Origin of the sequence: Psychrobacillus sp. NEAU-3TGS (genome assembly GCF_029955155.1) — a bacterium.
Lineage (GTDB): Bacteria > Bacillota > Bacilli > Bacillales_A > Planococcaceae > Psychrobacillus.
On the sequence record NZ_JAPNOZ010000012.1, the window covers coordinates 786,901 to 812,250 of the forward strand.

The 25,350-nt window shown below is 38.7% G+C and carries 23 protein-coding genes and 1 other annotated feature; all 23 genes read right to left on the minus strand.

Annotated elements, in window-relative coordinates; all coding sequences use genetic code 11:
- Window positions 1–210: 210 nt before the first annotated feature.
- The gene (gene pyrE, locus OR571_RS20270; RefSeq protein WP_282245538.1) at window positions 211–843 is read right to left on the minus strand and encodes an orotate phosphoribosyltransferase; all 633 of its coding nucleotides are present in this window, start codon (window positions 841–843) and stop codon (window positions 211–213) included.
- On the minus strand, window positions 840–1,550 hold the full coding sequence (gene pyrF, locus OR571_RS20275; protein WP_282245540.1) for an orotidine-5'-phosphate decarboxylase: 711 nt from the start codon (window positions 1,548–1,550) through the stop codon (window positions 840–842). Before pyrF ends, pyrE begins: the two co-directional genes overlap by 4 nt.
- On the minus strand, window positions 1,547–2,461 hold the full coding sequence (locus OR571_RS20280) for a dihydroorotate dehydrogenase (protein WP_282245542.1): 915 nt from the start codon (window positions 2,459–2,461) through the stop codon (window positions 1,547–1,549). Before OR571_RS20280 ends, pyrF begins: the two co-directional genes overlap by 4 nt.
- On the minus strand, window positions 2,458–3,234 hold the full coding sequence (locus tag OR571_RS20285; protein WP_282245543.1) for a dihydroorotate dehydrogenase electron transfer subunit: 777 nt from the start codon (window positions 3,232–3,234) through the stop codon (window positions 2,458–2,460). The genes OR571_RS20280 and OR571_RS20285 overlap by 4 nt, the downstream gene beginning before the upstream one ends.
- Complete coding sequence (gene carB / locus OR571_RS20290) at window positions 3,231–6,428, minus strand: carbamoyl-phosphate synthase large subunit (protein WP_282245545.1); 3,198 nt, start codon at window positions 6,426–6,428, stop codon at window positions 3,231–3,233. Before carB ends, OR571_RS20285 begins: the two co-directional genes overlap by 4 nt.
- The gene (locus tag OR571_RS20295) at window positions 6,421–7,521 is read right to left on the minus strand and encodes a carbamoyl phosphate synthase small subunit (RefSeq protein ID WP_282245547.1); all 1,101 of its coding nucleotides are present in this window, start codon (window positions 7,519–7,521) and stop codon (window positions 6,421–6,423) included. Before OR571_RS20295 ends, carB begins: the two co-directional genes overlap by 8 nt.
- Window positions 7,521–8,798: a dihydroorotase gene (locus OR571_RS20300; RefSeq protein ID WP_282245549.1), complete on the minus strand. Its 1,278-nt coding sequence runs from the start codon at window positions 8,796–8,798 to the stop codon at window positions 7,521–7,523. The genes OR571_RS20295 and OR571_RS20300 overlap by 1 nt, the downstream gene beginning before the upstream one ends.
- 1 nt (window position 8,799) lies before the next feature.
- Window positions 8,800–9,678 carry an aspartate carbamoyltransferase catalytic subunit gene (locus OR571_RS20305; protein WP_282246321.1) on the minus strand — a complete coding sequence of 293 codons (879 nt, stop codon included), beginning with the start codon at window positions 9,676–9,678 and terminating at the stop codon, window positions 8,800–8,802.
- A gap of 189 nt (window positions 9,679–9,867) precedes the next feature.
- Complete coding sequence (locus tag OR571_RS20310; protein ID WP_282245551.1) at window positions 9,868–11,160, minus strand: uracil-xanthine permease family protein; 1,293 nt, start codon at window positions 11,158–11,160, stop codon at window positions 9,868–9,870.
- Between the two features lie 30 nt (window positions 11,161–11,190).
- On the minus strand, window positions 11,191–11,730 hold the full coding sequence (pyrR, locus tag OR571_RS20315; protein ID WP_282245553.1) for a bifunctional pyr operon transcriptional regulator/uracil phosphoribosyltransferase PyrR: 540 nt from the start codon (window positions 11,728–11,730) through the stop codon (window positions 11,191–11,193).
- Window positions 11,731–11,935: 205 nt separating this feature from the next.
- The gene (locus OR571_RS20320) at window positions 11,936–12,862 is read right to left on the minus strand and encodes an RluA family pseudouridine synthase (protein WP_282245555.1); all 927 of its coding nucleotides are present in this window, start codon (window positions 12,860–12,862) and stop codon (window positions 11,936–11,938) included.
- Window positions 12,862–13,338, minus strand: a complete 477-nt coding sequence (gene lspA / locus OR571_RS20325; protein ID WP_282245557.1) for a signal peptidase II — start codon at window positions 13,336–13,338, stop codon at window positions 12,862–12,864. Before lspA ends, OR571_RS20320 begins: the two co-directional genes overlap by 1 nt.
- Window positions 13,339–13,971: 633 nt before the next feature.
- A complete protein-coding gene (gene ileS, locus OR571_RS20330; RefSeq protein WP_282245559.1) occupies window positions 13,972–16,722 on the minus strand; it encodes an isoleucine--tRNA ligase in 2,751 nt (916 codons plus the stop codon).
- A gap of 149 nt (window positions 16,723–16,871) precedes the next feature.
- Window positions 16,872–17,094, minus strand: a binding site (T-box leader).
- A 52-nt stretch (window positions 17,095–17,146) separates the two neighbouring features.
- The gene (locus tag OR571_RS20335) at window positions 17,147–17,656 is read right to left on the minus strand and encodes a DivIVA domain-containing protein (RefSeq protein WP_282245561.1); all 510 of its coding nucleotides are present in this window, start codon (window positions 17,654–17,656) and stop codon (window positions 17,147–17,149) included.
- Between the two features lie 96 nt (window positions 17,657–17,752).
- Window positions 17,753–18,541, minus strand: a complete 789-nt coding sequence (locus tag OR571_RS20340) for a YlmH family RNA-binding protein (protein ID WP_282245563.1) — start codon at window positions 18,539–18,541, stop codon at window positions 17,753–17,755.
- A gap of 420 nt (window positions 18,542–18,961) precedes the next feature.
- A complete protein-coding gene (locus OR571_RS20345) occupies window positions 18,962–19,225 on the minus strand; it encodes a YggT family protein (RefSeq protein ID WP_282245565.1) in 264 nt (87 codons plus the stop codon).
- Window positions 19,226–19,244: 19 nt separating this feature from the next.
- Window positions 19,245–19,721 carry a cell division protein SepF gene (locus tag OR571_RS20350; RefSeq protein ID WP_282245567.1) on the minus strand — a complete coding sequence of 159 codons (477 nt, stop codon included), beginning with the start codon at window positions 19,719–19,721 and terminating at the stop codon, window positions 19,245–19,247.
- On the minus strand, window positions 19,718–20,410 hold the full coding sequence (locus OR571_RS20355; RefSeq protein WP_282245569.1) for a YggS family pyridoxal phosphate-dependent enzyme: 693 nt from the start codon (window positions 20,408–20,410) through the stop codon (window positions 19,718–19,720). The genes OR571_RS20350 and OR571_RS20355 overlap by 4 nt, the downstream gene beginning before the upstream one ends.
- Before the next feature lie 77 nt (window positions 20,411–20,487).
- Window positions 20,488–20,727, minus strand: coding sequence for a YlmC/YmxH family sporulation protein (locus tag OR571_RS20360; protein WP_142537659.1), 240 nt, complete (start codon window positions 20,725–20,727; stop codon window positions 20,488–20,490).
- A 108-nt stretch (window positions 20,728–20,835) separates the two neighbouring features.
- Complete coding sequence (sigG, locus tag OR571_RS20365) at window positions 20,836–21,618, minus strand: RNA polymerase sporulation sigma factor SigG (RefSeq protein WP_142537658.1); 783 nt, start codon at window positions 21,616–21,618, stop codon at window positions 20,836–20,838.
- A 90-nt stretch (window positions 21,619–21,708) separates the two neighbouring features.
- Entirely contained in the window at window positions 21,709–22,416 is a 708-nt protein-coding gene (gene sigE / locus OR571_RS20370) for an RNA polymerase sporulation sigma factor SigE (RefSeq protein WP_282245571.1), read from the minus strand.
- A complete protein-coding gene (locus tag OR571_RS20375; protein ID WP_282245572.1) occupies window positions 22,416–23,258 on the minus strand; it encodes a sigma-E processing peptidase SpoIIGA in 843 nt (280 codons plus the stop codon). Before OR571_RS20375 ends, sigE begins: the two co-directional genes overlap by 1 nt.
- A 907-nt stretch (window positions 23,259–24,165) precedes the next feature.
- Window positions 24,166–25,326, minus strand: coding sequence for a cell division protein FtsZ (ftsZ, locus tag OR571_RS20380; RefSeq protein ID WP_282245573.1), 1,161 nt, complete (start codon window positions 25,324–25,326; stop codon window positions 24,166–24,168).
- Window positions 25,327–25,350: the final 24 nt, after the last annotated feature.

A 25,350-nucleotide genomic window follows, 5' to 3' on the forward strand; every position in this document is an offset into this window, starting at 1 on the left:
CAAGCAAAGCAACCAGTATTAGACGGAAAGCAATCAGTTTAGCGTAAGAGCAACCAAATCTTAAAATAACAAGCTTTCTTGGCGTGAGACGCCTATCACTGTGACTCATTTTTTTATGTTTGGTGTTTTGGCGAGAATTTGCTGCGCTCTCCTAACCATAAAAAAACACAAGCAAGTAAATTTATCGTTTACCTGCTTGCGTATTCACTTTTATTTCAACAATCCTTCTTTTAAATCATTATGCCATTTGGAAAGCATTGGCAAGTCTGATTCTGCAATAGTGCCCGCTTCTTTTGCTGCGTTTGTCAGTGCATCATAATTCGTTAAACTTACAAAGGAAATGCCTGCTTCTTTAAATGCTTGCTCCGCTTTCGGGAGACCATATGTGAATATGCTTACTACTCCGAGTACTTCAAAGCCTTCATTTTGCAATGCTTCTACAGCGACTAAGCTGCTTCCACCTGTGGAGATTAAATCTTCGATAACTACTACTTTTTGTCCCTCGACAATTTTACCTTCGATTTGATTGCCACGACCATGTTCTTTTGCTTTTGAACGAACATACATCATTGGAAGTTCAAGGACGTCACTTACCCATGCAGCATGTGGGATACCTGCTGTTGCTGTTCCAGCTATTGCTTCTGTTCCTGGGAAGTTTTTTTCGATTGCTTCTGCTAGTCCTCTTGCAATTTCTTTTCGAATTGCTGGTGATGACATCGTAATGCGGTTATCACAGTAGATTGGTGATTTAATGCCGGATGCCCATGTGAAAGGATCATTTGGTTTTAATTCGACTGCTCCTACTTCGAACAATGCTTTTGCGATTGTATTTTCTAATGTCATGCTTGTTCCTCCCACATTTTGAATATGTTTTTATAAGATTCTACTGGGTTTTCTGCTTTTGTAATTGCTCGTCCTACTACGATATGTGATGAACCTAGCAATCTTGCATTAGAGGGAGTTGCTACACGAATTTGATCGTGGGCCTCTCCTTCTGCTAAGCGAATGCCTGGTGTTACTCGCAAAAATTCATTACCGCATGCTTCTACGATTTGCTTAGCTTCAAGCACTGAGCAAACAACTCCGTCTAAGCCAGCACTTTTTGCTAGTTTTGCATAATGGACAACAGATGCATCGATAGACGTTTGGATCAGCTGCTCTTCCTGCATTTGTTTTTCTGACGTAGAGGTTAGCTGTGTTACAGCGAGTATAGAAGGTCTTTTATTGCCAGCAGATGTTCCTGCTTCTAATCCTTCACGTGCGGCAACCATCATTGCCGCACCTCCTGCAGCGTGGACATTAACTAAATCTGCTCCTAATCTTGCTAGTCCTTTCATCGCTTGACCGACTGTATTAGGAATATCGTGCAATTTCAAATCCAGAAATACATCATGTCCCATTTCTTTCAATCTATAAACAATAGCAGGTCCTTCTTGTAAATAAAGCTCCATTCCTACTTTCACAAATAGAGATTGTTCAAAAGGTGATAAAAAGCTGTAAGCATCATTTGCTGAAGCAAAATCTAACGCTATAATTGGGCTATTTTTCATAATCGATGACTCCTTCCAACTAGTTCTGAAACGGTTTTAAATCCAAGCTCATCCAACTTTTCTGGCAGCTGCTCGATTAAATTTGGGCAAATAAATGGATCCACGAAGTTTGCCGTACCTACAGCAACTGCACTAGCTCCAGCAGATAAAAAGTCAATGACATCATCAATCGTTGAAACACCGCCCATTCCTATAATCGGAATCGACACTTGTTTTGCTACCTCATAGACCATACGCAGGGCAACGGGTTTAATCGCTGGACCAGATAATCCGCCTGTTACGTTTGCGATGACAGGTCGACCTGTTTTCGTATCAAAACGCATACCAAGTAATGTATTAATCATCGTGATTCCATCTGCACCGCCTGCTTCAACTGCTTTTGCGATTTCATTTACATTTGTGACATTCGGAGAAAGTTTAACGTATATAGGTACAGAAGAAACTTCTTTTACAGCACGAGTTAACTCTTCTGCAACTACTGGATCTGTTCCAAATGTAATGCCACCTTGCTTAACATTTGGACAAGAGATGTTTAATTCTAGTGCATGCACATTTGGTGCTTGTGAAATGCTTTTGGCAACTCCCACATAATCTTCCATTAATGTTCCAGCAACATTTGCGATAATTGGCACATCATATTGCTCTAACCAAGGAAGTTCATTTTCCATTACTTTCGTTAAACCGGGATTTTGTAGCCCTATGGCATTTAACATACCTGCAGGTGTTTCCGCTACACGAGGAGTCGGGTTTCCTAATCTTGTTTCTAATGTTGTAGCTTTAATCATAATTGCTCCAAGTTGCGATAGATTATACAATTTCGCATATTCTTTCCCAAAACCGAAGCAACCAGAAGCCGGCATGATGGGATTTTTCAATGAAAGTCCTGGTAATTCAACCGCTAATCTATTCATACACGAACCACTCCTGACTCGAACACTGGACCATCTGAACATACCTTCACATAATCAGCTTCCGTTTTTTCTGTCGTTTCACATACGCATGCAAAACAAGCGCCAATTCCGCAGCCCATTCGCTCTTCGAATGATAAGTATCCTTCTTTTTCTGGATACATTTTTTCTAAAGCAGAAAGCATTGGCGTTGGTCCACAGCTATAGTAAACAGCAAAATCTTCCTCTAAGTTTTCTAGCACATTTGTAACAAAGCCTTTATATCCATGCGATCCATCTACCGTGACAATATATGTATTTCCCAGCTGCCCAAATTCCCTTTCGTAAAATACAACATCCTTTGATTGGAATCCAAGCACATGAATTGGTTTTACTCCTTTTTCTACAAGTCGTTTTGATAACTCATAAAGTGGTGGTACACCAATTCCTCCTCCAACAAGTAACGCAGTTTGACCTGCTTCTATCTTATCTATCGGAAATCCATTTCCAAGAGGACCAAGTACATCGACTTGGTCTCCTGGTCTCTTTTTTGAAAGAAGTGTAGTTCCTCTTCCGTCTGCACGATAAATCATTTTAAACTCCAACGTTTCTTTATCTATTGACGAAATACTAATCGGTCTTCTAAGTAATGGCTCCATTTGATCAGACACACGTAGATGGACAAATTGACCTGGTTGCTTCATATCTAATACTTGTTTTCCAATTAATGTTAGCTCGAAAATGTTCGTCGCGATTTGTTGTTGATTTACTACTTGCATTTGTTCCTGTCTAATCATGAACGAACCTCCTCACGTTTCATCGTATTTGTTGAAAAAGCCATTGATTCAATAACTCGTAACATTGCTTCTGCAGTATCTAAGGATGTAAAACATGCAATACCATTTTCAACGGATTCTCTTCGGATACGGAAGCCGTCGCGTTCTGGCTGCATCCCTTTTGTTAGTGTGTTGATAACAAATTGTGCGTCGCCTTTTTGTATCACATCTACTATTGTCGTGCCTTTTGATCCAATTTTATCTACGATATCTACTGGAATTCCTGCTGTTTGAAATGCTGCTGCAGTTCCGGCTGTCGCAATTATGCGGAAGCCAATATTATAGAATCGTTTAGCAATTTCCGTTCCTTCTGCTTTATCTTTATCCGAAATAGTCATTAATACAGAGCCATGATCTTTTATTTCCATTCCAGCAGCCACTAAGCCTTTGTATAATGCTTTCTCTAAAGTGATATCTTTCCCCATCACTTCCCCAGTCGATTTCATCTCTGGTCCAAGTGTAATATCTACACGACGAAGCTTCGCAAAACTGAATACTGGCACTTTTACGTATACACCTTGACTATTCGGAGCAAGTCCTGGTTTGTAGCCTTGCTCTATAATAGATTGACCTAAAATTGCTTTGGTTGCGATATTTGCCATTGGAATAGAAGTGATTTTACTTAAAAACGGTACTGTTCGGCTGGAGCGTGGATTCACTTCAATCACATATACTTCATCTTTTGAAATGACGTATTGGATATTCATCAATCCTATAATTTTCAATCCTTTTGCAAGTCTAGTTGTATAGTCCACAAGTGTATCAATATGCTGTTGCGAAAGTTTTTGTGGTGGATAAACTGCAATCGAGTCACCAGAGTGCACTCCTGCGCGTTCAATATGCTCCATAATTCCTGGTATTAATACGTTTTCTCCATCACAAATGGCGTCTACTTCAACTTCCGTTCCAGTTAAGTAACGGTCGACTAACACTGGTTTTTCTGGACTTGCCTCTACCGCATGCTCCATATAATGTTGAATCTCTTCTTCGTTATAGACGATCTGCATTGCTCGACCACCTAGCACATATGAAGGTCTAACAAGTACTGGATAGCCGATTTCGTTTGCAATTGCTACTGCTTCTTCTATAGAAACTGCCGTTTTACCAAGTGGTTGTGGAATATCAATTTCATGTAGAGCAGCCTCAAATTCGTTACGATTTTCTGCACGGTCGATATCCTCTAGTTTAGTACCTAGAATTTTAACGCCTCTTTCTTCTAAAGCAGCCGCTAAGTTGATCGCTGTTTGACCGCCAAATTGTACGACTACCCCTTTTGGTTGTTCTAGGTCTACGATATGCATTACATCTTCCACCGTTAAAGGTTCAAAGTATAATTTATCGGAGATAGAGAAATCAGTCGAAACCGTTTCTGGGTTGTTATTTATAATAATCGCTTCGTACCCAGCTTCTTTAATTGCCCAAACTGAGTGAACCGTTGCGTAGTCGAATTCCACCCCCTGACCGATACGAATAGGACCTGATCCAAGCACGATAACACTTTCTTTGTCTGTACGAATGGATTCGTTTTCTTCTTCATACGTTCCGTAGAAGTATGGCGTTTCTGATTCAAATTCTCCTGCACAAGTATCAACCATTTTATAAACTGGAACGATGCCATTTTCTTTCTTAAAGTTGTATACTTCTATCTCCTGTACATTCCAATATTTCGCGATTGTTTTATCGGCAAAGCCCATACGTTTTGCTTTGTATAGCACTTCTTGATCAAATGGATTTGCTTGAATCACTTTTTCGAACTGTACAATATTTTGTAGTTTATTTAAGAAAAATAAATCGATTTGACTCCACTCATGAATTTGCTCTACTGATACTCCTCTGCGTAGCGCTTCTCCGATGAAGAATAATCGCTCGTCACCAGCTCGACGAATACGTTTTTCCATCCACTCATCTGTAATAGATTCTGCATTTTTCATTTCGATATGGAAATGACCAGTTTCAAGGGAACGAACTGATTTTAAAATTGCTTCTTCAAACGTGCGCCCTAGCGACATTACTTCTCCAGTAGCTTTCATTTGCGTTCCTAGATTACGTTTAGCTAACTCGAATTTATCGAATGGCCATCTTGGAATTTTCGCTACAATATAATCTAGCGCAGGTTCAAAGCAAGCATAAGTCTTTTCTGTTACTGGGTTCATCATTTCGTCTAATGTTAATCCAACAGCAATTTTTGCAGCAAGTTTTGCAATTGGATATCCCGTCGCTTTAGAAGCAAGTGCAGATGAACGACTTACACGAGGGTTCACTTCGATAATATAGTAATTGAAGCTGTGCGGATCAAGGGCTAATTGTACATTACATCCGCCTTCTATTTTTAATGCTCGAATAATTTTAAGTGAAACGTTACGGAGCATTTGGTTTTCACGGTCTGAAAGTGTTTGTGTTGGGGCAACAACAATCGAATCTCCTGTATGAATTCCAACTGCGTCTACATTTTCCATATTACATACCACAATTGCGTTATCCGCAGAGTCGCGCATTACTTCGTATTCAATCTCTTTGTAACCGGCAATCGATTTTTCCAATAAACACTGCGTTACGGGGCTATATTTTAAACCGCTTGTCACAATTTCTTGCAAGTCCGCATCATTATGACATATACCGCCTCCCGTTCCACCTAGCGTGAAAGCAGGGCGCACGATTACAGGATATCCGATTTTTTCTACGAATGCTTTTGCTTCATCCAAATTATGAATAATGTCACTTTCTGGTACAGGCTCCCCTAGTTCATTCATTAAAGTACGGAACAAATCACGGTCTTCCGCTTTGTGAATTGCTTCAAGCTTCGTACCTAAAATTTCAATTCCTAGTTCGTCTAAAATACCTGATTCATCTAGTGCAATGGCCATATTCAATCCTGTTTGACCACCAAGTGTTGGTAGAATCGCATCGGGACGTTCTTTACGAATTATTTTGCTTACAAAAGGTAAAGTGAGTGGTTCGATATATACTTTATCTGCTATTTCCGTATCTGTCATAATCGTTGCAGGGTTTGAGTTTACTAGAATTACTCGATATCCTTCTTCTTTCAATGAAATACAAGCTTGTGTTCCAGCGTAGTCAAATTCAGCTGCTTGACCAATGACAATTGGACCTGAACCAATTACTAATATTGTTTCAATATCTTGACGTTTAGGCATGTGAACTCTCCTTTTGCTCGTTAGCATTCATTAACTCGATGAATTGGTCAAATAAATGAGCGGAATCCTCTGGACCCGATGAGCCTTCTGGGTGGAACTGCACAGAAAATACTGGATACTTAGTATGTTTGACACCTTCCACAGTACCGTCATTTAAAGCGATATGTGTTATTTGCAAATCAGTACGTGCAATCGAATCTGCATTAATTGCGTACCCATGGTTTTGAGAGGTAAGTTCTGTTCTACCAGTAGTTAAATCTTTTACTGGATGATTCCCCCCGCGATGTCCAAATTTCAATTTGAAAGAGGTAGCACCACTTGCAAGAGAAATAAGTTGATGTCCTAGACATACGCCAAAAATAGGTACTTGCCCGATAATCTCTTTTACCATTTCGATTGCTTTTGGAATATCAGTCGGATCTCCAGGACCGTTTGAAAGCATAACTCCGTCAGGAGACATGCCTAAAATTTCTTTTGCAGATGTGTTGTACGGCACGACTATAATGTCACAATCCCGTTTATTTAACTCTCTTAAAATGCCATGTTTCATGCCAAAGTCAACTAATACAACTCTTTTGCCACGACCTGGGCTTGGATATGGACGGGTAATAGAGACTTGTTCTACTACATTTTTGAGGATAATAGTAGCCTTAAGTTTTTCTATTTCCTGTTCGATATTCACTTCTTCTCCGGCTTTTGTAAGCTTCCCTTTTAAAGATCCATGATTGCGGATGATACGCGTTAATTTTCGTGTATCGATCCCTTCAATACCCGGCACATTTTTTGTCTTCAAAAATTCGTCTAATGTACGTTGGCTTCTAAAATTGGATGGCTGTTCTGCAAGCTCTCTAATTACTACTCCTGAAAGAGCAAGCTCGATTGATTCAAAATCATCTGGGTTAATCCCGTAGTTTCCAACCATCGGATACGTAAATGTCAAGATTTGACCACAGTTCGATGGGTCTGAAATGGATTCTTGATAGCCTGTCATTGCAGTAGTGAATATTACTTCTCCAATTGATCCTTCTTCGCTTCCAAATGCATTTCCTTTAAATACAGTCCCGTCTTCCAGCAGCAAATATCTTGTTTTCATCAGTTCTCCTCCTGCCAAACGATTTCTCCATTATAAATAGTTACTTGCGGCCATCCCGCACAATTCCATCCGTCAAATGGTGTGTTTTTCCCTTTGGATAAAAATGCTTCCTTATCAATTGCTTGCTCTTTTTCTAAATCTATTAAAACTAAATCTGCAGGTGCTCCGACTTCTAGCTTCCCAAATTCAAAGCCGAAAACTTCAGATGGTTTAGTCGTTAAAGAGTCAAGTAATTGCTTTAAAGTCCACTCACCTGTTTTTACGAAATGTGTATATAAAAGTGGGAAAGCTGTTTCAAGTCCGACAATACCGAACGGAGCTTTTTCAAAGCCAGCTGCTTTTTCTTCCTCTGAGTGTGGTGCATGATCTGTTGCTACAAAATCGAGTGTGCCATCTAGCAAGCCTTCACGCAGAGCAAGCATATCCTCTTTCGCTCGGAGCGGAGGATTCATTTTCCAAATTGCCTCATTGGATGGAATATCGTCTTCACAAAGCAATAAATGGTGAGGACTTACTTCTGCTGTGACATGAACTCCTGCTCTTTTAGCATCTCTTATTACACGCACAGATTCTTTTGTGCTTACGTGACACACATGATAGTGTGCTCCTGCAGCTTCAGCGAGTAGAATATCTCGCGCAATATGTACTGATTCCGAAACGGATGGAATTCCTTTTAACCCTAATTCCTCGTTACGTTTTCCTTTATGCATCACACCACCGTAAATAAGTGTATTGTCTTCACAATGTGCTACAACCGGGATATTAAATTTCGCAGCTTCCTCCATTGCTTCTAGCATAGTTCCTGCCGCTTGTATTCCAACTCCGTCATCCGTTAAAGCAAATGCTCCAAGATTTTTCAACTCTTCAATATTAGTTCTTTCTTTTCCAGCTTGGCATATCGTAATCGATGCATATGGTAGTACTCGCACTAGTGCATTTGTTTCTATTAAATCTAGTACATGTGAGAAGTTTTCCGCGGTATCAGGTACAGGTCTTGTATTCGGCATTGCACAAATCGTTGTGTATCCACCTCTAGCAGCAGATTTCGTCCCTGTTTCAATCGTTTCTTTATGCTCACCGCCTGGCTCACGTAAATGGACATGGACATCGATTAATCCAGGAGAGAGAAGCATTCCTTTTCCGTCTATAACAGTTGCATGTTCCGCCGTTACACTTGCTCCGATTTCTGCTATTTTTCCTTCTTTGATGATAACCGAAGTTTTTTCGAAGTCTCCTGCATTGTTAACTATTTGAACGTTTTGTATAATTTTTGTCATGTTATTCTCTCCCTTTCAATATCATTTCAGTGATCGCCATTCGGACATACACGCCATTTTCCATTTGCTTAAAAATTCTAGAGCGGTCACATTCTACTAATTCACTCGCGATTTCCACATCTCGATTAAATGGAGCTGGATGCATAATGATGGCTCCATCTTTCATTTTTCGTTCTCTTTCCACTGTTAAACCGTATGTTTGGTGATAGTCTTCTTTAGAGAATATCCCACTTACTTCATGTCTTTCATGTTGAACTCGAAGCAACATTACCACATCACTGGATTCAATTACTTCATCGAAATCGTGGATACAGTTGAAATCTCCTTGCCATTCAGGCGGACAAACAAACTGTACTTTAGCTCCAAGCCTTGAAAGGGCATCTGCGTTCGATTTTGCAACTCGGCTATGTGCTATATCTCCAACTATAGTGATAGTTTTGTTCTGCACGGTCCCAAACTCTTCCCAAATCGTGAAGATGTCGAGAAGACTTTGTGTTGGATGATTACCCGTTCCATCCCCGCCGTTGATAATAGCAACTTTCGTTTTTCCTACTAACTCTTCAAAAAAATTGTTTTGTTCATGTCTTACTACTACAGCATCTATCCCGATTGCTTCTAAAACTTTTACTGTATCGTAAAGCGTCTCTCCTTTTAATGTACTGGAAAAGCCTGATTCAAAAGGAATTACAGTTAACCCTAACTTTCGTTCTGCCACTTCGAAACTCATTTTCGTACGAGTACTTGGTTCAAAAAATAAATTAGACATTGTATATTTATTTTTCAATGACGAGGCAGCACCTTCTCGAAAAGCTTTTGCCTGTTCTAATATTGCTGTTATTTGTTCAACCGATAAATCTTTCATTGATACTAAATTTTCAATCGATAAATCTTTCATTGATAGTAAGTTTTCCAACTTAATCCCCCTCTTTCCTATAAAAAAAACTTCTTGAAAAGTCTCAAGAAGGTCCGTTTAAGCATAGGCAAGTAAAGGAATCTCTTAACGAAGTTCCAACTAGTCTATCCGAACCTTTTGCTGACTCTCTGTTCAACTTATTAAAAGGTTATTTATTCAGTTTTCTAAATCCTGTGTTTCTGCTGCTTTTCTACCTGGTAATACTAAGTTTAGTATAACCCCGATGATTGCTGCTAGAGCCATCCCTTCTATGCTTAAAGATTCAGTCACGACGAATTTTGCTCCACCGATTCCGATTACCAAAATCACAGACGCGATAACTAAGTTTCTACTATTCCCAAAGTCTACGTTTGCTTCTACTAACATTCTTAAACCACTTGCAGCTATTATTCCGAATAATAGAATCGATACTCCACCAAGAACTGCTGTAGGGATTGTTGCTATAACAGCCATTGCTTTACCGAAGAATGATAATAGGATAGCGATTACTGCTGCTCCCATAATGACATACACACTATACACTCTTGTTATAGCTAGGACTCCGATATTTTCACCATATGTCGTCTTCGGTGGGCCACCGATTAATGCGCTGACAAATGTACCAAAACCATCTCCGAGCAAAGATCTATGTAATCCCGGCTCTTTAATATAATCACGATTTACTACTTTTCCTAGTACAAGCTGGTGACCGATATGTTCGGATATTGTGACGATCACTATTGGCACCATGATTAATATCAAATGAGGAGTAATGACAAAATCATAATCTACTCCAGGTATTAAAAAGGCTGGAACTTCAAACCAAGCTGCTTCCTTCACTGCAGAATAATCAATTATTCCAATGGCTGCCGAGTATATATATCCTACTATTAAACCAATTAATATCGGCATTGTACTTAAAATATTTTTAAAATAAACTGTACAAAAAACTGCTGTTAGTAATGTTACTAATGCTGCTGTGAAATGGATGAAGCTATACTCCTTTAAATCCGTATCCGGAATGGGAATATTCATCGCCATATCAACTGCTACGCCTGCAAGTCCTAAACCGATAACCATAATAACTGGACCTACTACAATTGGTGGTAATAGTTTCATAATCCATTTGTATCCACTCTTCCAAATGATCAGCGACACTATGCCGTAAGTAATACCGACTAGCATACCACCTATCATTGCACTTCCTACTCCACCTATCTGGGTCGCAAGTATGATTGGTGCAATAAAAGCAAAGGATGATCCCAAATAAGCGGGTACTTGAAATTTGGTTATTAATAAGAAGAATATTGTCGCTATACCACTCGTAAGTAACGCGATTGCAGGACTTAAACCTACTAGCTGTGGTACTAAGATAGTAGAACCGAACATGGCGAACATATGCTGGAAGCTTAATGTGATTAGTTGTCCTCCAGATGGTTTTTCATTTACATCTAATACGGTATTTGACATGAAATATTCCTACCCTTTTCTATAAAATTATTACTCGAAAATAGTAACAGCATCTACACCATCTTTTTCTGATACTTTCACAACAATTCGTTCGCTGCTTGAAGTCGGTATGTTCTTCCCAACATAATCAGCTCGTATAGGAAGCTCTCGGTGTCCGCGGTCTATTAAAACTGCAAGTTGTATTTGTGCAGGTCTTCCTAAATCCATTACTGCATCCATTGCAGCTCGAACCGTTCTTCCTGTGTATAGTACATCATCGACAAGGATTACTTTTTTATCTGACACATCATGTGTTATATCTACTTCCTGTACTAATGGTTCGTCTGTTCCATTTTTTAAGGATAAGTCATCTCTATATAGCGTTATATCAAGTTCCCCTGTTTTAATAGCTTTGCCTTCTATTTCCTCGATTCGCTTCGCGAGTCGTTTCGCTAAGAAAGCACCTCTCGTTTTTATACCGACGAGTATACACTGCTCTATTCCTTTGTTCCGTTCAATAATTTCATGTGCAATTCGTGTAAGTGCACGTTTAATCGATTGTTCATCTAAAATGCTCGCTTTTTCTGGCATCTTTCTTCATTTCCCCTTTCCAAAATATAAAAAACCTCCTGAGCTAGAGAAGCCCAAGAGGTTGTATGCGCATGATTAAATAGGGTGAGACACACTTAAAAAGTCCGCAGACTAATAGTGAGTCACTTTCACATATACCTTCTCAGCCTCTCTGGACTGTTATTAAAGGTGAAGCTATTCGATTTTCTTTTTACAGTATAAGCTACTAGTCTTCTTTTAGCAAGGATTGTTTTCTCAAATCTTGCAATAAATTTTCGAAATCCTCCGGAAGTGGGGAAGAAAACTCTAAATACTCACCTGTTTTTGGTTGAACAAATCCTAAAACACCTGCGTGTAATACTTGACCGTTAAAATCAATTGTTTTCTTCGGACCGTATTTTGGATCTCCCGCTAGTGGATGCCCAATATATTTCATATGCACACGAATTTGATGCGTTCTTCCTGTTTCCAATTGACACTCTACTAACGTATATTTATTGAAGCGTTCTAATACACGGAAATGCGTCACTGCATGCTTTCCGTTATCTACAACAGCCATGCTTTGTCTCTCTTTTTTATCTCGCCCAATTGGAGCATCGATCGTTCCTTTATCATGAGGAATATGTCCATGCACTAGTGCCGTATATTTACGCGTTACTGTTTTCTTCACTAATTGGTCTACCAATGATTCATGTGCGACATCATTTTTGGCAACCATTAATAACCCAGTCGTATCTTTATCAATACGGTGAACTATTCCTGGACGTAATACTCCATTAATGCCGGATAAATCATTTACTTGGTACATCAGCCCATTAACAAGCGTACCACTAGTATGTCCTGGAGCTGGATGAACGACCATTCCACGTGGTTTATACACCACTACAACATCTTCGTCCTCATAGACAATGTGTAAATTCAAGTTTTCTGCAACTATATCGAGTGGTATTGCTTCAGGAGGCGTGATTACAATAACGTCGCCTTCTTTTACTTTATAATTCGATTTTGCAGCTTCGTTATTAACTAACACATGTCCATCTTTTATAAAGTTTTGGATTTGCGTTCGTGACCAATCCGTGTCAAAAGAGGCTATTGCTTTGTCAATTCTCTCTTTTGCTTGTTCTTTTTCTATTACAAATGTAAATTCTTCCATTACTTCACCTTTTTCTTTTCTGCTCGTTCTTCTTTTATTATGAATATTATTACCATAACTACACCAATTGATAACGCCGCATCTGCAACATTAAAAATCGGAAAATCATAATTAATAATTGGTATTAACACATCGGCAAAATCGACTACTTCTCTTCTCCATACTCGATCGATAAAATTTCCTATTGCTCCACCGAGTAGCATCATCAATCCGACTTGAAATACCGGCTTGCCTTTTGCTTCTTTATGAAAATAATAAATAATCCCGATAATAACGATGACTGTGATAATAGCAAATAAGCTAAATTGTCCTTGAAGCATTCCCCATGCTGCTCCCTTGTTCCGATGAGAAAGTAGTGCAATATAAGGGTCCAATATAGGGATACGTTCCCCTAGTTCCATATTTTTAACAATCAACCATTTAGTCCACTGATCAAGGGCAATGACAATTGCCGCTATTCCATAAAATTTCCACACATCAAATTCCCCCGATTTAAAAGAATCTTCCCTAGTTTACCATACAATGCAACATTTCGTAAAAAAACAGAAAAAGAAATAAGCACTCGCGTCTCTTTAAGTATTACGGTTGAATTCAGTTGCAGTATAGGGAAACTGCGTAGTAAAGAGATACGGCAAAGGCAATTGATTTCCGCTCCAGGCGGACGCTTACCGCGGGGCGGGCGGTGAGCCCGCAGGTGTCGCCGCCTTGCACTCCAATCAATAGAAACTACTAATAATCACTAAAAAGTAAGTCTTATTCAATTAATGATAGTTTTCCTATAAAAAAACAATATAGTACTAGATTTAGTACATCATTTCTTAGTAATTAGCAGACTTTACTGATTGTAGTGAAAGGGCGACGACTCCAGCCGGAATAGCTTGAGCTGAAGACCCTGGACTGAGCGTAGCGAAGGAAGCGGCTGAAGCCAAGCCGGCGGAAAGCGTCCGCCCTGTAGCGGAAATCCCAACGGACACTTCATTAAACACACTACCGCACAGTTTCCCTATACTGCGCTTCATTGTTTTGAGAAAACTTTACACACAATATAAATTTTATCATTTCCTAAATAACAAAAAATGTAGTCCTGGTAAGAGGACCACATTTCATATTTACATATAATTTTCTTCTACTACATCCGCACAGCGCGCACATAATGTTGCGTGTTTTTCGTTAGTTCCAACCGTTTCAGAAATAGTCCAGCAACGTTCACATTTTTCGCCGTCTGCTTTTTCTACTAATACAGATGCATGCTCAAGTACAAGACTATTTTCAGCAGCAGCTTCCACTAACTCAAATTGAGAGACGATGAATAACTGTGCAAAATCAATCGCATCTGTTTCAAACAATGATTTGTATTCATCTTTCACATATAAAGTTACTTTTGCTTCTAATGATTTACCAATTGTTTTTGCATTACGTGCTTCTTCCAATGCTTTTAACACATCGTCACGTAAATCCATAATTTTCGTCCATTTAGAAGCTAAGCTTTCGAAGTTTGGATATTGTACTGCATCTGGCATATCCGTTAACTGAATACTTTCTTCTGTTTCATGCTCCAAATAAGCCCAAAGCTCATCTGTTGTATGCGGCAAGATTGGTGTCATTACTTTCAATAAAGTAAGTAATGTATCATACATTACTGTTTGCATAGCACGACGATCCGGATGGTCCGCCCCATAAATGTATACAACATCCTTCGCAACATCTAAATAGAACGAGCTCAACTCACCAGCAACGAAATTGTTTACTGCATGATAAACTGCTGCGAAATCGTAGCGATCATATGCTGCACGAGCTGTTTTTAACACTTCTTGCAAACGCATAAACACGTATTGATCCATTTCACGTAAATTTTCGTATGCTACACGATCTTTTGCAGGGTTGAAGTCTGCAACATTTCCATGTAAGAAACGGAAAGTGTTACGAATTTTACGATATACTTCCGAAACCTGTTTTAACATATCCATCGAAATTCGAACGTCACCTGTGTAATCTACCGAAGCAACCCATAGACGTAAAATATCCGCACCATATTGGTTCATTACTTTAGAAGGAAGAATAACATTTCCAACTGATTTACTCATTTTACGACCTTCTCCGTCTAACACGAAACCGTGAGACAGCAGCCCTTTATAAGGTGCGTATCCATTAATCGCAACACTAGTAATAAGAGATGAGTTAAACCATCCACGATACTGGTCAGAGCCTTCTAAATAAAGGTCAGCTGGATATTTCATCCCACGTTCTACAAGCACACCTTGGTGAGAGGAACCTGAGTCAAACCAAACATCCATAATATCATTTTCTTTTGTAAATTGACCATTTGGGCTACTTGGATGTGTAAAGCCTTCTGGTAACAGTTCTTTCGCTTCTTTTTGGAACCAAATATTAGACCCATGCTCACGGAACAATTTAGAGACATTTGCAATTGTTTCTGGAGTGATAATTGGATCTCCATTTTCCGCGTAAAAAATCGGAATCGGTACACCCCATGCACGCTGACGAGAAATAACCCAGTCTCCACGGTCACGAATCATATTATACAGTCGAGTTTCACCCCATGCAGGTGTAAACGCTGTTTCGCGAACTGCTTGTAATAATTCATCACGGAATGCATCAATAGAAGCAAACCATTGTGGTGTAGCACGATAAATAACTGGTTTTTTCGTACGCCAGTCATGTGGATAAGAATGTTTAAAGAAAGTTAACTTTTCAAGTCTACCTAGCTCTTTAAGTTTTTCTGTGATAACTTTGTTTGCATCATCATAAAATAATCCTTCAAACCCAGGTGCCTCGTCTGTATAGCAGCCTCGATTATCAACTGGACTTAAAATATCCAAACCGTATTGTTTACCAACTAAGTAGTCATCTTCCCCGTGACCTGGTGCTGTATGTACACAGCCAGTACCCGCATCAGCTGTTACATGCTCTCCAATCATTACAAGAGAATCACGGTCATAAATCGGGTGCTTAGCCACAACATATTCCAGGTCTGCCCCTTTTACTTCTTGCAGCACTTCATATGCTTCCCACTCTAAAGTTTCAGCTAAGGAAGCTAGTAAGTCTTTCGCCACAATAAATTTATTGTCTGCTACTTGTACTACTGCATAAGTGAATTCTGGATGCACAGAAATACCTAAGTTTGCTGGAATTGTCCAAGGAGTTGTCGTCCAAATAATGAATTTTGCATCTGCCGGTACAACGCCTTTTGCATCTTTTACTTCAAAGCTCACATAAATAGAAGGAGATTTTTTATCTTGGTATTCGATTTCTGCTTCTGCCAATGCAGATTCAGATGATGGTGACCAGTAAACTGGTTTTAATCCTTTATAGATATAGCCTTTTTCAGCCATTCTACCGAACACTTCAATTTGACGAGCTTCAAATTCAGGTTTCAATGTAATATAAGGATTTTCCCAATCTCCGCGAACTCCTAGACGGCGGAATTGAGAACGTTGGTTGTCAATTTGCTCATACGCATACTTCTCACAAAGCTCACGGAATTCCGCAACAGTCATTTCTTTACGCTTTACACCTTTATTAGTCAACGCTTGCTCGATTGGTAATCCGTGTGTATCCCAGCCTGGTACATAAGGTACATGGTAACCAGTCATGGAACGATGGCGAGCAATCATATCTTTTAATACTTTGTTTAAAGCGTGCCCGATATGAATATCTCCGTTAGCATATGGAGGTCCATCATGTAAAACGAATTCTGGGCGATCCGCTGTACGCTCTAGCTGTAATTTGTTAATGTCCATTTGATCCCATTTTTCTTGGATTTTTGGTTCATTTGCAGGTAAATTTCCGCGCATTGGGAAATCTGTTTTCGGCATCAATAATGTGTCTTTGTACTCCATTTAAATTCCTCCTAAATTGTTTGCGTAAGCGCCTAGTCGAAGGACTACTGTCTAAGTTCGCGATCTTTTTTCGCGACTGCATAACCTGCTTCCTGCAGGCCTCCGACAGGCAAATGTTTTTTTAAAAACAAAAAAAACCCTCATCCCCAAAAAGGGACGAGAAGTTTATGCTCGCGGTACCACCCTACTTGCGATTATTTTAGAAATCGCCGCTTAGTATGCCATAACGGGACATAAACCGAGGACACTTACTTTGTTTTTGGGTATCCTTGCTCCAAAGTGATAATCTAAAATATTTTCATTGCTTGGGCTCTCACCATCCCCAAGTCGCTTATTCGAAACTATATTAGACGTCTTTTTCAACGCATATTTATATGATATGAAATCATTATAGAAAATGTAAGTCCAACAGTCAAGAATTGTATTATTCTTCTGTTGCCGAAACGCGATCCAGACTTTCTGTATCCACATCGTACTCCATTAAATGGTTCCAATCATCTGTATTGATAAGATCCAATTGTGCTTCTACTAGCATTTTAAATCGATTGCGGAAAACCTTTGACTGTTTTTTCAGTTCCTCAATTTCTATCGCAACTCTTCTTGCCTTGGATAGTGCTTCATTGACAATTCGATCCGCATTTTTTTCTGCTTCTTTTACGATTAACTTCGCTTCTTTTTGAGAGTTTCTTCGTACTTCTTCAGCAGCTTCTTGAGCAACAACGATTGACTTATGCAAAGTCTCTTCAATCGATGTGAAATGCCCAACTTTTTCGCTTGAAGATTTTAATTTGGTTTCTAGATCTTTTTTTTCTTTTATTAGGATTTCAAGATCTTTCATTATTTGATCAAGGAATTCGTTTACTTCATCTTCATTGTATCCACGAAAACCTTTACTAAACTCCTTGTTATGTATATCAAGTGGTGTTAATGGCATTTGTTCCATCTCCTTTGACTAGACTATCATTCGTCTCTCTATTATACATTTACGACAGAGGGAAAACATCTAAATTTCTAAGATTGTTGTATATATTTATTTTTTTTGCTCTAAACGACCTATTTGGAGTCGAATTTTATCTTTTTTTGTTCTTCCTTCCATCATTAATAACTTAACTCGTCCTAATCCACGAATAGAAAGTAAATCAAGCTCCTGCAGTTCCAAAGATGGTTGATCTTTCTCTGCCCAGTTCACTTTCACTTTCCCACCGGAAATAAGAGAAGCAGATTTTTGACGAGAAATATTAAAAACAGCAGAAAGCACTGTATCTAATCGTAAAGAGCTTACTGTTAAAGTCTCGGTTAACCATTCTTCTGATTGGTCAAAATAGTTTTCCGGATCCTCCACTAATTCCATTTGTACCTTCACTTTTCCGATTGACGTGAAGTTCGCTCGTACATAGTCTAGTACTTCCGAAGCTACAACAAATTGAATAGCACCATCTACTACTCGGATATCCCCAAATTTACTTCGGTCAATTCCTAACGACATCATGGCCCCTAGTACGTCCTTATGCTTCAGCGTAACAAACTTTGTCGGGTATTTTACTTCCACAACAGCCATCGAGAAGTCTTCGGTTGTTGGTGCAAAATAAGAAGGGTACAATAAAACCCTTTTTCGTTCTGCTTGATCCAGCGCACCATCCGCTTCTGATTCAATTACTTCATATTGTCTTCGAATAGAGTCTACGATAAATTGTTGTCTTGGATCTAAGAAATCAGTCAGCTTCGGTGCATATCTATTTTCTACTTCATGCATCATGCTCACGGCTTGCTCTATAAAAGGCTGCTCTTCTTTTCTAAAATGCTGTAATACATGCTCCATTTGAGTTTATCTCCTTATGTATATTGAACTCCCCCACTTTACCTTCGATTAAGCGTTCATCTGCTCTTCATTAGTGGGGCATTGGACAACTTTCCTTCTAAGGTGGGCGAAAACTATTCAAAAAAGTGGCTTGGCCTATAACTCCTATATCTATCCACATAGCTGAATTTGTTTTAGAATTTGTCTGTTGCGATAGATACAAAGATATTTACGAGATCATTCTTTGTGCTAATTGTATACCCATCCACTTTCCGAGTTAAGGTTGTTATTAGTAGTTTTCCATGATTGTAACATTTTCATACATTTGTTTTATTGAAGGACAAGTCCGCTGACCGTTGATACTTGTCCATCTGTACAATCGTTTTTGGGAGAGGGTCTTGTCTTCTTTCAGAAATGACAAAAACCCCACGAATGTGAGGTTTAAATGAATGCTAGAAGAAGATACGCTACCCCACTCATTGCAAGCCTTAAAGCAAAGATAGCAACAATTGGAGAGATATCAATCATACCTATTGGAGGAATGATTTTACGGAATATATCTAAATATGGATCGCAAATTCTTCCTAAAAACCTTCCGACAGCAGATTGTTGGATACTCGGCACCCATGACATTAATATATAGATGATCAATGCATACGTATATATTGTCACCGCTTGATTTAACAAGTTTAAAAATAAAATCATATTTTAGAATGCTCCTCTATTAATCTAAATCGTTATAATAATAATCCGAAATGGCTCCTGCTACTTCTACAGAATCTGGGGCACAAAGGAAAATATCAGTACCGACTCGTTGGATGTCTCCACCTAAAGCGTACACGGTTCCACTCAAAAAGTCGATGATTCTGATTCCTTGGTCTTTGTCAATTCGTTGTAAATTTACAATGACTGCTTTTTTATTTTTTAAGTGTTCGGAAATATCTTGAGCTTCTGCATATACACGTGGCTCAATCAAAATTACTTTAGAAGACTTTTGCACATTTTGGATGCTGACTAAATTTGGTACAGGCATTTCTTTAGGTGTCGTATTAAATTTACGCTCTTTCACAGGGGACTTAACCGGTTGTTGTCGCATTTGACTTTCTACTGGTTGTTGCTGAGGTTTTGGTTGCTGTGCTACTGAAGTTTCTTCCTCTTCATCTAAGTAGAAGAAATTTTTCATCCAGTTTTTCATGCTCATTTAATTTCCTCCCTCTCTTTACCTACTAATGCTGTTCCGATTCTAACAAATGTAGCACCTTCCTCAATTGCAATTTCATAGTCTCCGGACATTCCCATGGATAGCTCCGTACAAGGTGCATGAATTAACTGTTTTTCTGCAATTTTTTCTTGTAGAGCTTTTAGCTGACGAAAGACATTACGGATAACGGAATGATCGTCTGTATTGGGAGCCATTGTCATCAATCCAACGACACGAATACGGGAGTAATTTTCTAATTCACTTATAAAATCCTCTGCTTCTAAGATAGAAAGACCATGTTTAGATTCTTCTTCCGAAACATTTACTTGTACAAAACAATCTATCTTTGAAGTTGCTCTTTTTTCAATTTCATCTGCTAAACTGATGCGGTCAAGTGAATGTAAATAATCCACTTCATTGATGACTGACTTTACTTTTCTCGTTTGCAGCGTTCCTATGTAATGCCATTTGACATTGTCTGAAATGGCATCTAATTTGTTCTTTAATCCATCCGGTCTATTTTCCCCCAAATGGGTTATGCCGGTAGCGATTACTTCTTTTGTACGACCCACGGAAACTTCTTTCGTCACTGCAATAATCGTTACATCCTCTACTTTTCGTTCAGAACGGTTACATGCTTCTTGAATTTGTTGTTTTATTTGTTTTAAATTTTGCTGTACGTTTGTCATATGAAAACCAACTTTTCATCATTTGTTTTTGTTTATTGTATCAATGAAACACTGATTTATCAATGATGAAACATGCCCTATTCTATGTTTCTCGAAACAATTATTACATCTTTACCAATAATAGCTATATTTTGAACTGCAATTTTTTTAGTTTCTCTTTTTTTGTTAAAGAATGCTGGATAAGATCCATTTGTTTCTACGATAAATGAAGTAATATAACCGCTCTCTTTATCAATTTCCGCATCGACTATAAATCCTAATAATTGCCCACTACTCGCTTCAATTACTTCTTTTTGTTGCGCATCTGAAAATTTCATCGTCAACCTCCTTTTACCACATTGTATGAACGAAATCGAAAAAAAACGCTTCTTCTATGCAGAAAAAGCGTTTCGCCTATTTATCGTTGAAAATTTTTCAACATATATTCATTTTGGATTCAAATGGCTTTGTATCGTAGACAATGCACTTTTTTCTAAGCGGGAAATTTGTGCTTGGGATAATCCTAAGTCTGTAGCAATTTCCGTTTGTGTAGCCCCGTAGTAAATTCTTTTCGTTAATATTTTTTTCTGTCTTGCATCGAGATTTTGGAAACTTTCTTTTACCGTAAAATAGGTTACCCATTGTTCTTCGGATACATCATTATCACACAATTGGTCCATCATATATATAGCGTCTCCTCCGTCACTAAAAATAGGTTCCTGGAGAGAAACTGGATCTTGAATAGCATCCAAGGAAAGTAATATATCTTCCACTGGTATTTCTAATATTTTCGATAGATCATCCAGTGTTGGTTCTTGTAAATGTTCATTTATATATTGTTCTTTTGCTTTCATCGCTTTGTAGGCAATATCTCGTAACGATCTAGAAACGCGTACAGAGTGATGATCGCGTAAATGTCTTTTAATTTCTCCAATAATCATCGGAACCGCATACGTGGAAAAACGAACGTTATGCTTTAAGTCAAAGTTTTCAATTGACTTAATGAGTCCAATACATCCAACCTGGAACAGATCATCTGCTTGTTCTCCGCGGTAGGCAAAACGTTGAACAAGACTTAGTACTAGCCTTAAATTACACATAACTAGTTCTTCCTTAACCGACTCTTCACCTGCTTGTAACCTGATAAACAATTCTTTCATTTCTTCATGCTTAAGTAAAGGAAGCTTAGATGTATCAATGCCGCATAATTCTACTTTTGTTCTCGTCATAGATCTTCCTCCGGACTTTTTAATTGGTTCTTAATCAGTTTGTCCTGAGGAGTGAAGATTATTCCGAGACGCCAAATCCAATTTCAACCATTAAGCAATTGGTTCGTTTAGCAGCTCTTTTAAATCTAATATTATTTTCTTTTCTAAGCGAGATATATAAGACTGTGAAATACCCAAATGATCCGCAACTTCTTTTTGTGTCATTTCTTCTTTTCCATTCAAACCAAAACGACATTGCATTATATACTTTTCCCTATTTCCAAGTAGATTAATCGCTTCAAACACATGTTGTCGCTCTAGCTTTTTTTCTACATCTTCAATAATCAAATCCTCACTAGTTCCTAATATATCGGATAAAAGCAATTCATTGCCATCAGAATCAGAGTTTAACGGTTCATCGAAAGAAACTTCTGATTTCATTCGATTCGTTTTTCTTAAATGCATTAAAATTTCATTTTCAATACATCTGGATGCATATGTAGCAAGTTTAATCCCTTTATCCAGATTAAATGTTTCCACCGCTTTAATAAGTCCAATTGAGCCAATACTAATAAGATCTTCTATATTCGTGTTCGTTTGATCAAACCTTCTGGCAATATACACGACAAGCCTTAAATTTCGTTCTATAAGTACGTCTCTTGCATGCTCGTCTCCCTCCATAAAAGCTAAAAGCATTTCACGTTCTTCTTCTCTTGTGAGCGGCTTAGGAAGAGACTCATTTCCTCCAATATAATGTACGCCACTTCTTCTAAATGATATTATCCAATAATATAATCTTCTTAGTAATCTCAACAGCATTATCTAACACTCCTTTTCTTTAAATGAAAATAGGAAGAACTATGCAGAATTCCATCTGCACCGTGTGGAAATTTATCTTTTACTCTTGTCATGACAATATATCCTTTAGGTAATGACAGATCATTTACTATCCAGTCCTCGTACTTTATCCCAATGACCCATGTTTTCTCTTTTTGTATTGTAGATATTGGTATTAAACGTAATTTGGTAGCATATTCTTTGGAGAGTTTGTCAAGTCCTTTATCTTTTTCAAACTCCCAGTCACTAATAGCTTGAAACAATTCTTTTGGTAGCACATCTTGTAACACTTCTGATGCAACGAAATGTACTGGATCATTTGAAAGTGGTTCTTTACATACATTTCCCGAGTCAATAAAAAGAGTTAGCTCCTTTGTTTCGCCATACAAAGTTATATGCGATGTATATAGTAACTCTCTTTCTGCATTTGATATGTTGAGATGTAGCACATGTTTTGTTAAGAAATAAAGCCCACCAATTGCGATTAATGCGAAATTCACCATCATAAAAGCACTGTTACTTTTGCTGTACATTGGTGCTATTGCAGTTAATAAGCCTCCAGCGAAAATGCTAGCAAGTAATGTGAGTGTAATCGCTTTAACGATTTGTGTGCGTTTCTTCCAAAAGGCGATGCCGATCATCACAAAAAATGATAAAAATATTGTACTTACGTGATGAGAGAAGATGACTGTAATCACTCCAGCAACAAAAGCTGAAAGGAATAAATATCTTTTTTGGTTTTCAATCCAACCAATTTTGTTCGCAAATGCTAACACGGTATAGTTGAAAAAAGTATTCGTTGCGATCATGACTTCCGCGTACATGATTCTCCCTCCTTTTTTACTAAATGGTACCATGTCATTTATAAAAACTTTGTCAAAAGAACGGTCGAAAAGCTTCTTTTTTAACGACAAAAAACCATAATAAAAAGTATCTATTTTCAGGGGAGTGCGCAGTATAGGGAAACTGCGACGTAGTGAGTTGAATGATGTGTCCACTGGAATTTCCGCTACAGGGTGGACGCTTTCCGCGGGCACGGCTTCAATCTCCTCGGAGCTCCGAAAACAAATGCTCCTGCGATTACTCGTCGCAAAGACATTGTTCAAACAAAGTTCGACCAATGTCTTTCCTGCGGGGCTTTCAGCTCGTACTGTTCCCGCCGGAGTCGCCACCCCTTCGCTACAATTCAATAGAGTTTGCTATTTACTCCATAATGAGACACTAAATTTAGTACTATGTTGCATTTTCTATGGGTGAAAACCTTTGATTAATGGAATAAGATATACTCTCTAGTCATTTTTATCACTTATTGGGAGCTGCCATTGCTTGAATGGCTAATAGCAACCTTTCCAATAACTTATACTGTACATAAAATGATTCTAAAGTAAGAAACTGCTTGACAGTTGTAAATAAATTAAATAGCTTTTTGCAATGAATTATGGATTAGTCAGCAAGTTCTATTGATTGAAGCGCAAGGCGGCGACACCTGCGGGATCAGCGGGACAGGTGAGACCCCGCAGGAGCGTGCGACGAGGAGGCTCACCGCCCGCCCCGCGGTAAGCGTCCGCCTGGAGCGGAAATCAATTGACTTTGCCGTATCTCTTTACGACGCAGTTTCCGTATACTACTCTTCAAAGGAACAATCTCGACCCTGTTTGAATTGAAAAATTTACATACTAAAAAAACTATCTCCAAATCGAATTTGGAGATAGCTTCATCTGTAACTAATAATTAGCGACGTTGACGGTTTCTTAAGAATGTTGGGATATCTAGTGCATCCTCTTGTGGATGGTTAGACACTTGACGTTCTTGACGTTCATGTTGCATTGGTTGTTGTATTTCTTCTTTACGTTGTTCACGAATTGGAGGAGTTGGAGCAGCTTGTTGTGTTCTACTTCCACCAAAACCTGAGCTTCTTGGCTGTTTTTGCATAATTAGTTCTTCGTTGAAGCCAGTCGCAATTACCGTAACAACAATTTCATCCTTCAGGTTATCATTTATAACCGAACCGAAGATCATATTTACTTCTTCATCCGAAGCTGATGCTACGATATCAGCTGCTTCCTGTACTTCGAATAAACTTAGGTTAGATCCACCTGTAATATTCATCAGCACTCCAGTTGCACCATCAATTGATGTTTCAAGTAATGGGCTGGAAATTGCTTTTTTCGCTGCTTCCGCCGCACGGTTTTCACCTGAGGAAATACCAATACCCATAAGTGCTGCACCTTTATCGGACATAATTGTTTTCACATCCGCAAAGTCCAAGTTGATAAGTCCTGGTACAGCGATTAAATCGGATATACCTTGAACCCCTTGGCGTAGTACATTATCTGCTTCTCTAAAAGCTTCAAGCATTGGCGTATTTTTATCTACGATTTCTAATAAGCGGTCATTTGGAATAACGATTAAAGTATCTACCGCTTCCTTCATCATGCTGATACCACCAACCGCTTGAGTAGAACGCTTACGGCCTTCAAAAGTAAATGGACGTGTTACTACACCAACAGTTAATGCACCTAAATCACGTGCAATTTGAGCGATTACAGGAGCAGCACCAGTACCAGTACCTCCACCCATTCCAGCTGTAACGAATACCATGTCTGCGCCTTTTAGTGCTTCTTCAATTAGTTCCTTGCTTTCTTCTGCGGCTTTTTTACCGACCTCTGGATTTGCACCTGCTCCTAACCCACGAGTAAGCTTACCACCGATTTGTAATTTCACTTCGGCTTCTGACATTTTTAAAGCTTGTGCATCCGTATTAACAGCGATAAAGTCTACTCCTTGAACTCCATGCTCAATCATTCGATTAACCGCGTTATTACCGCCGCCACCTACTCCAATAACTTTAATAACGGCTAATTGATCTTCGTTTGTTTCAAATTCTAACATGCTATTGCCTCCTATATTCTCTCA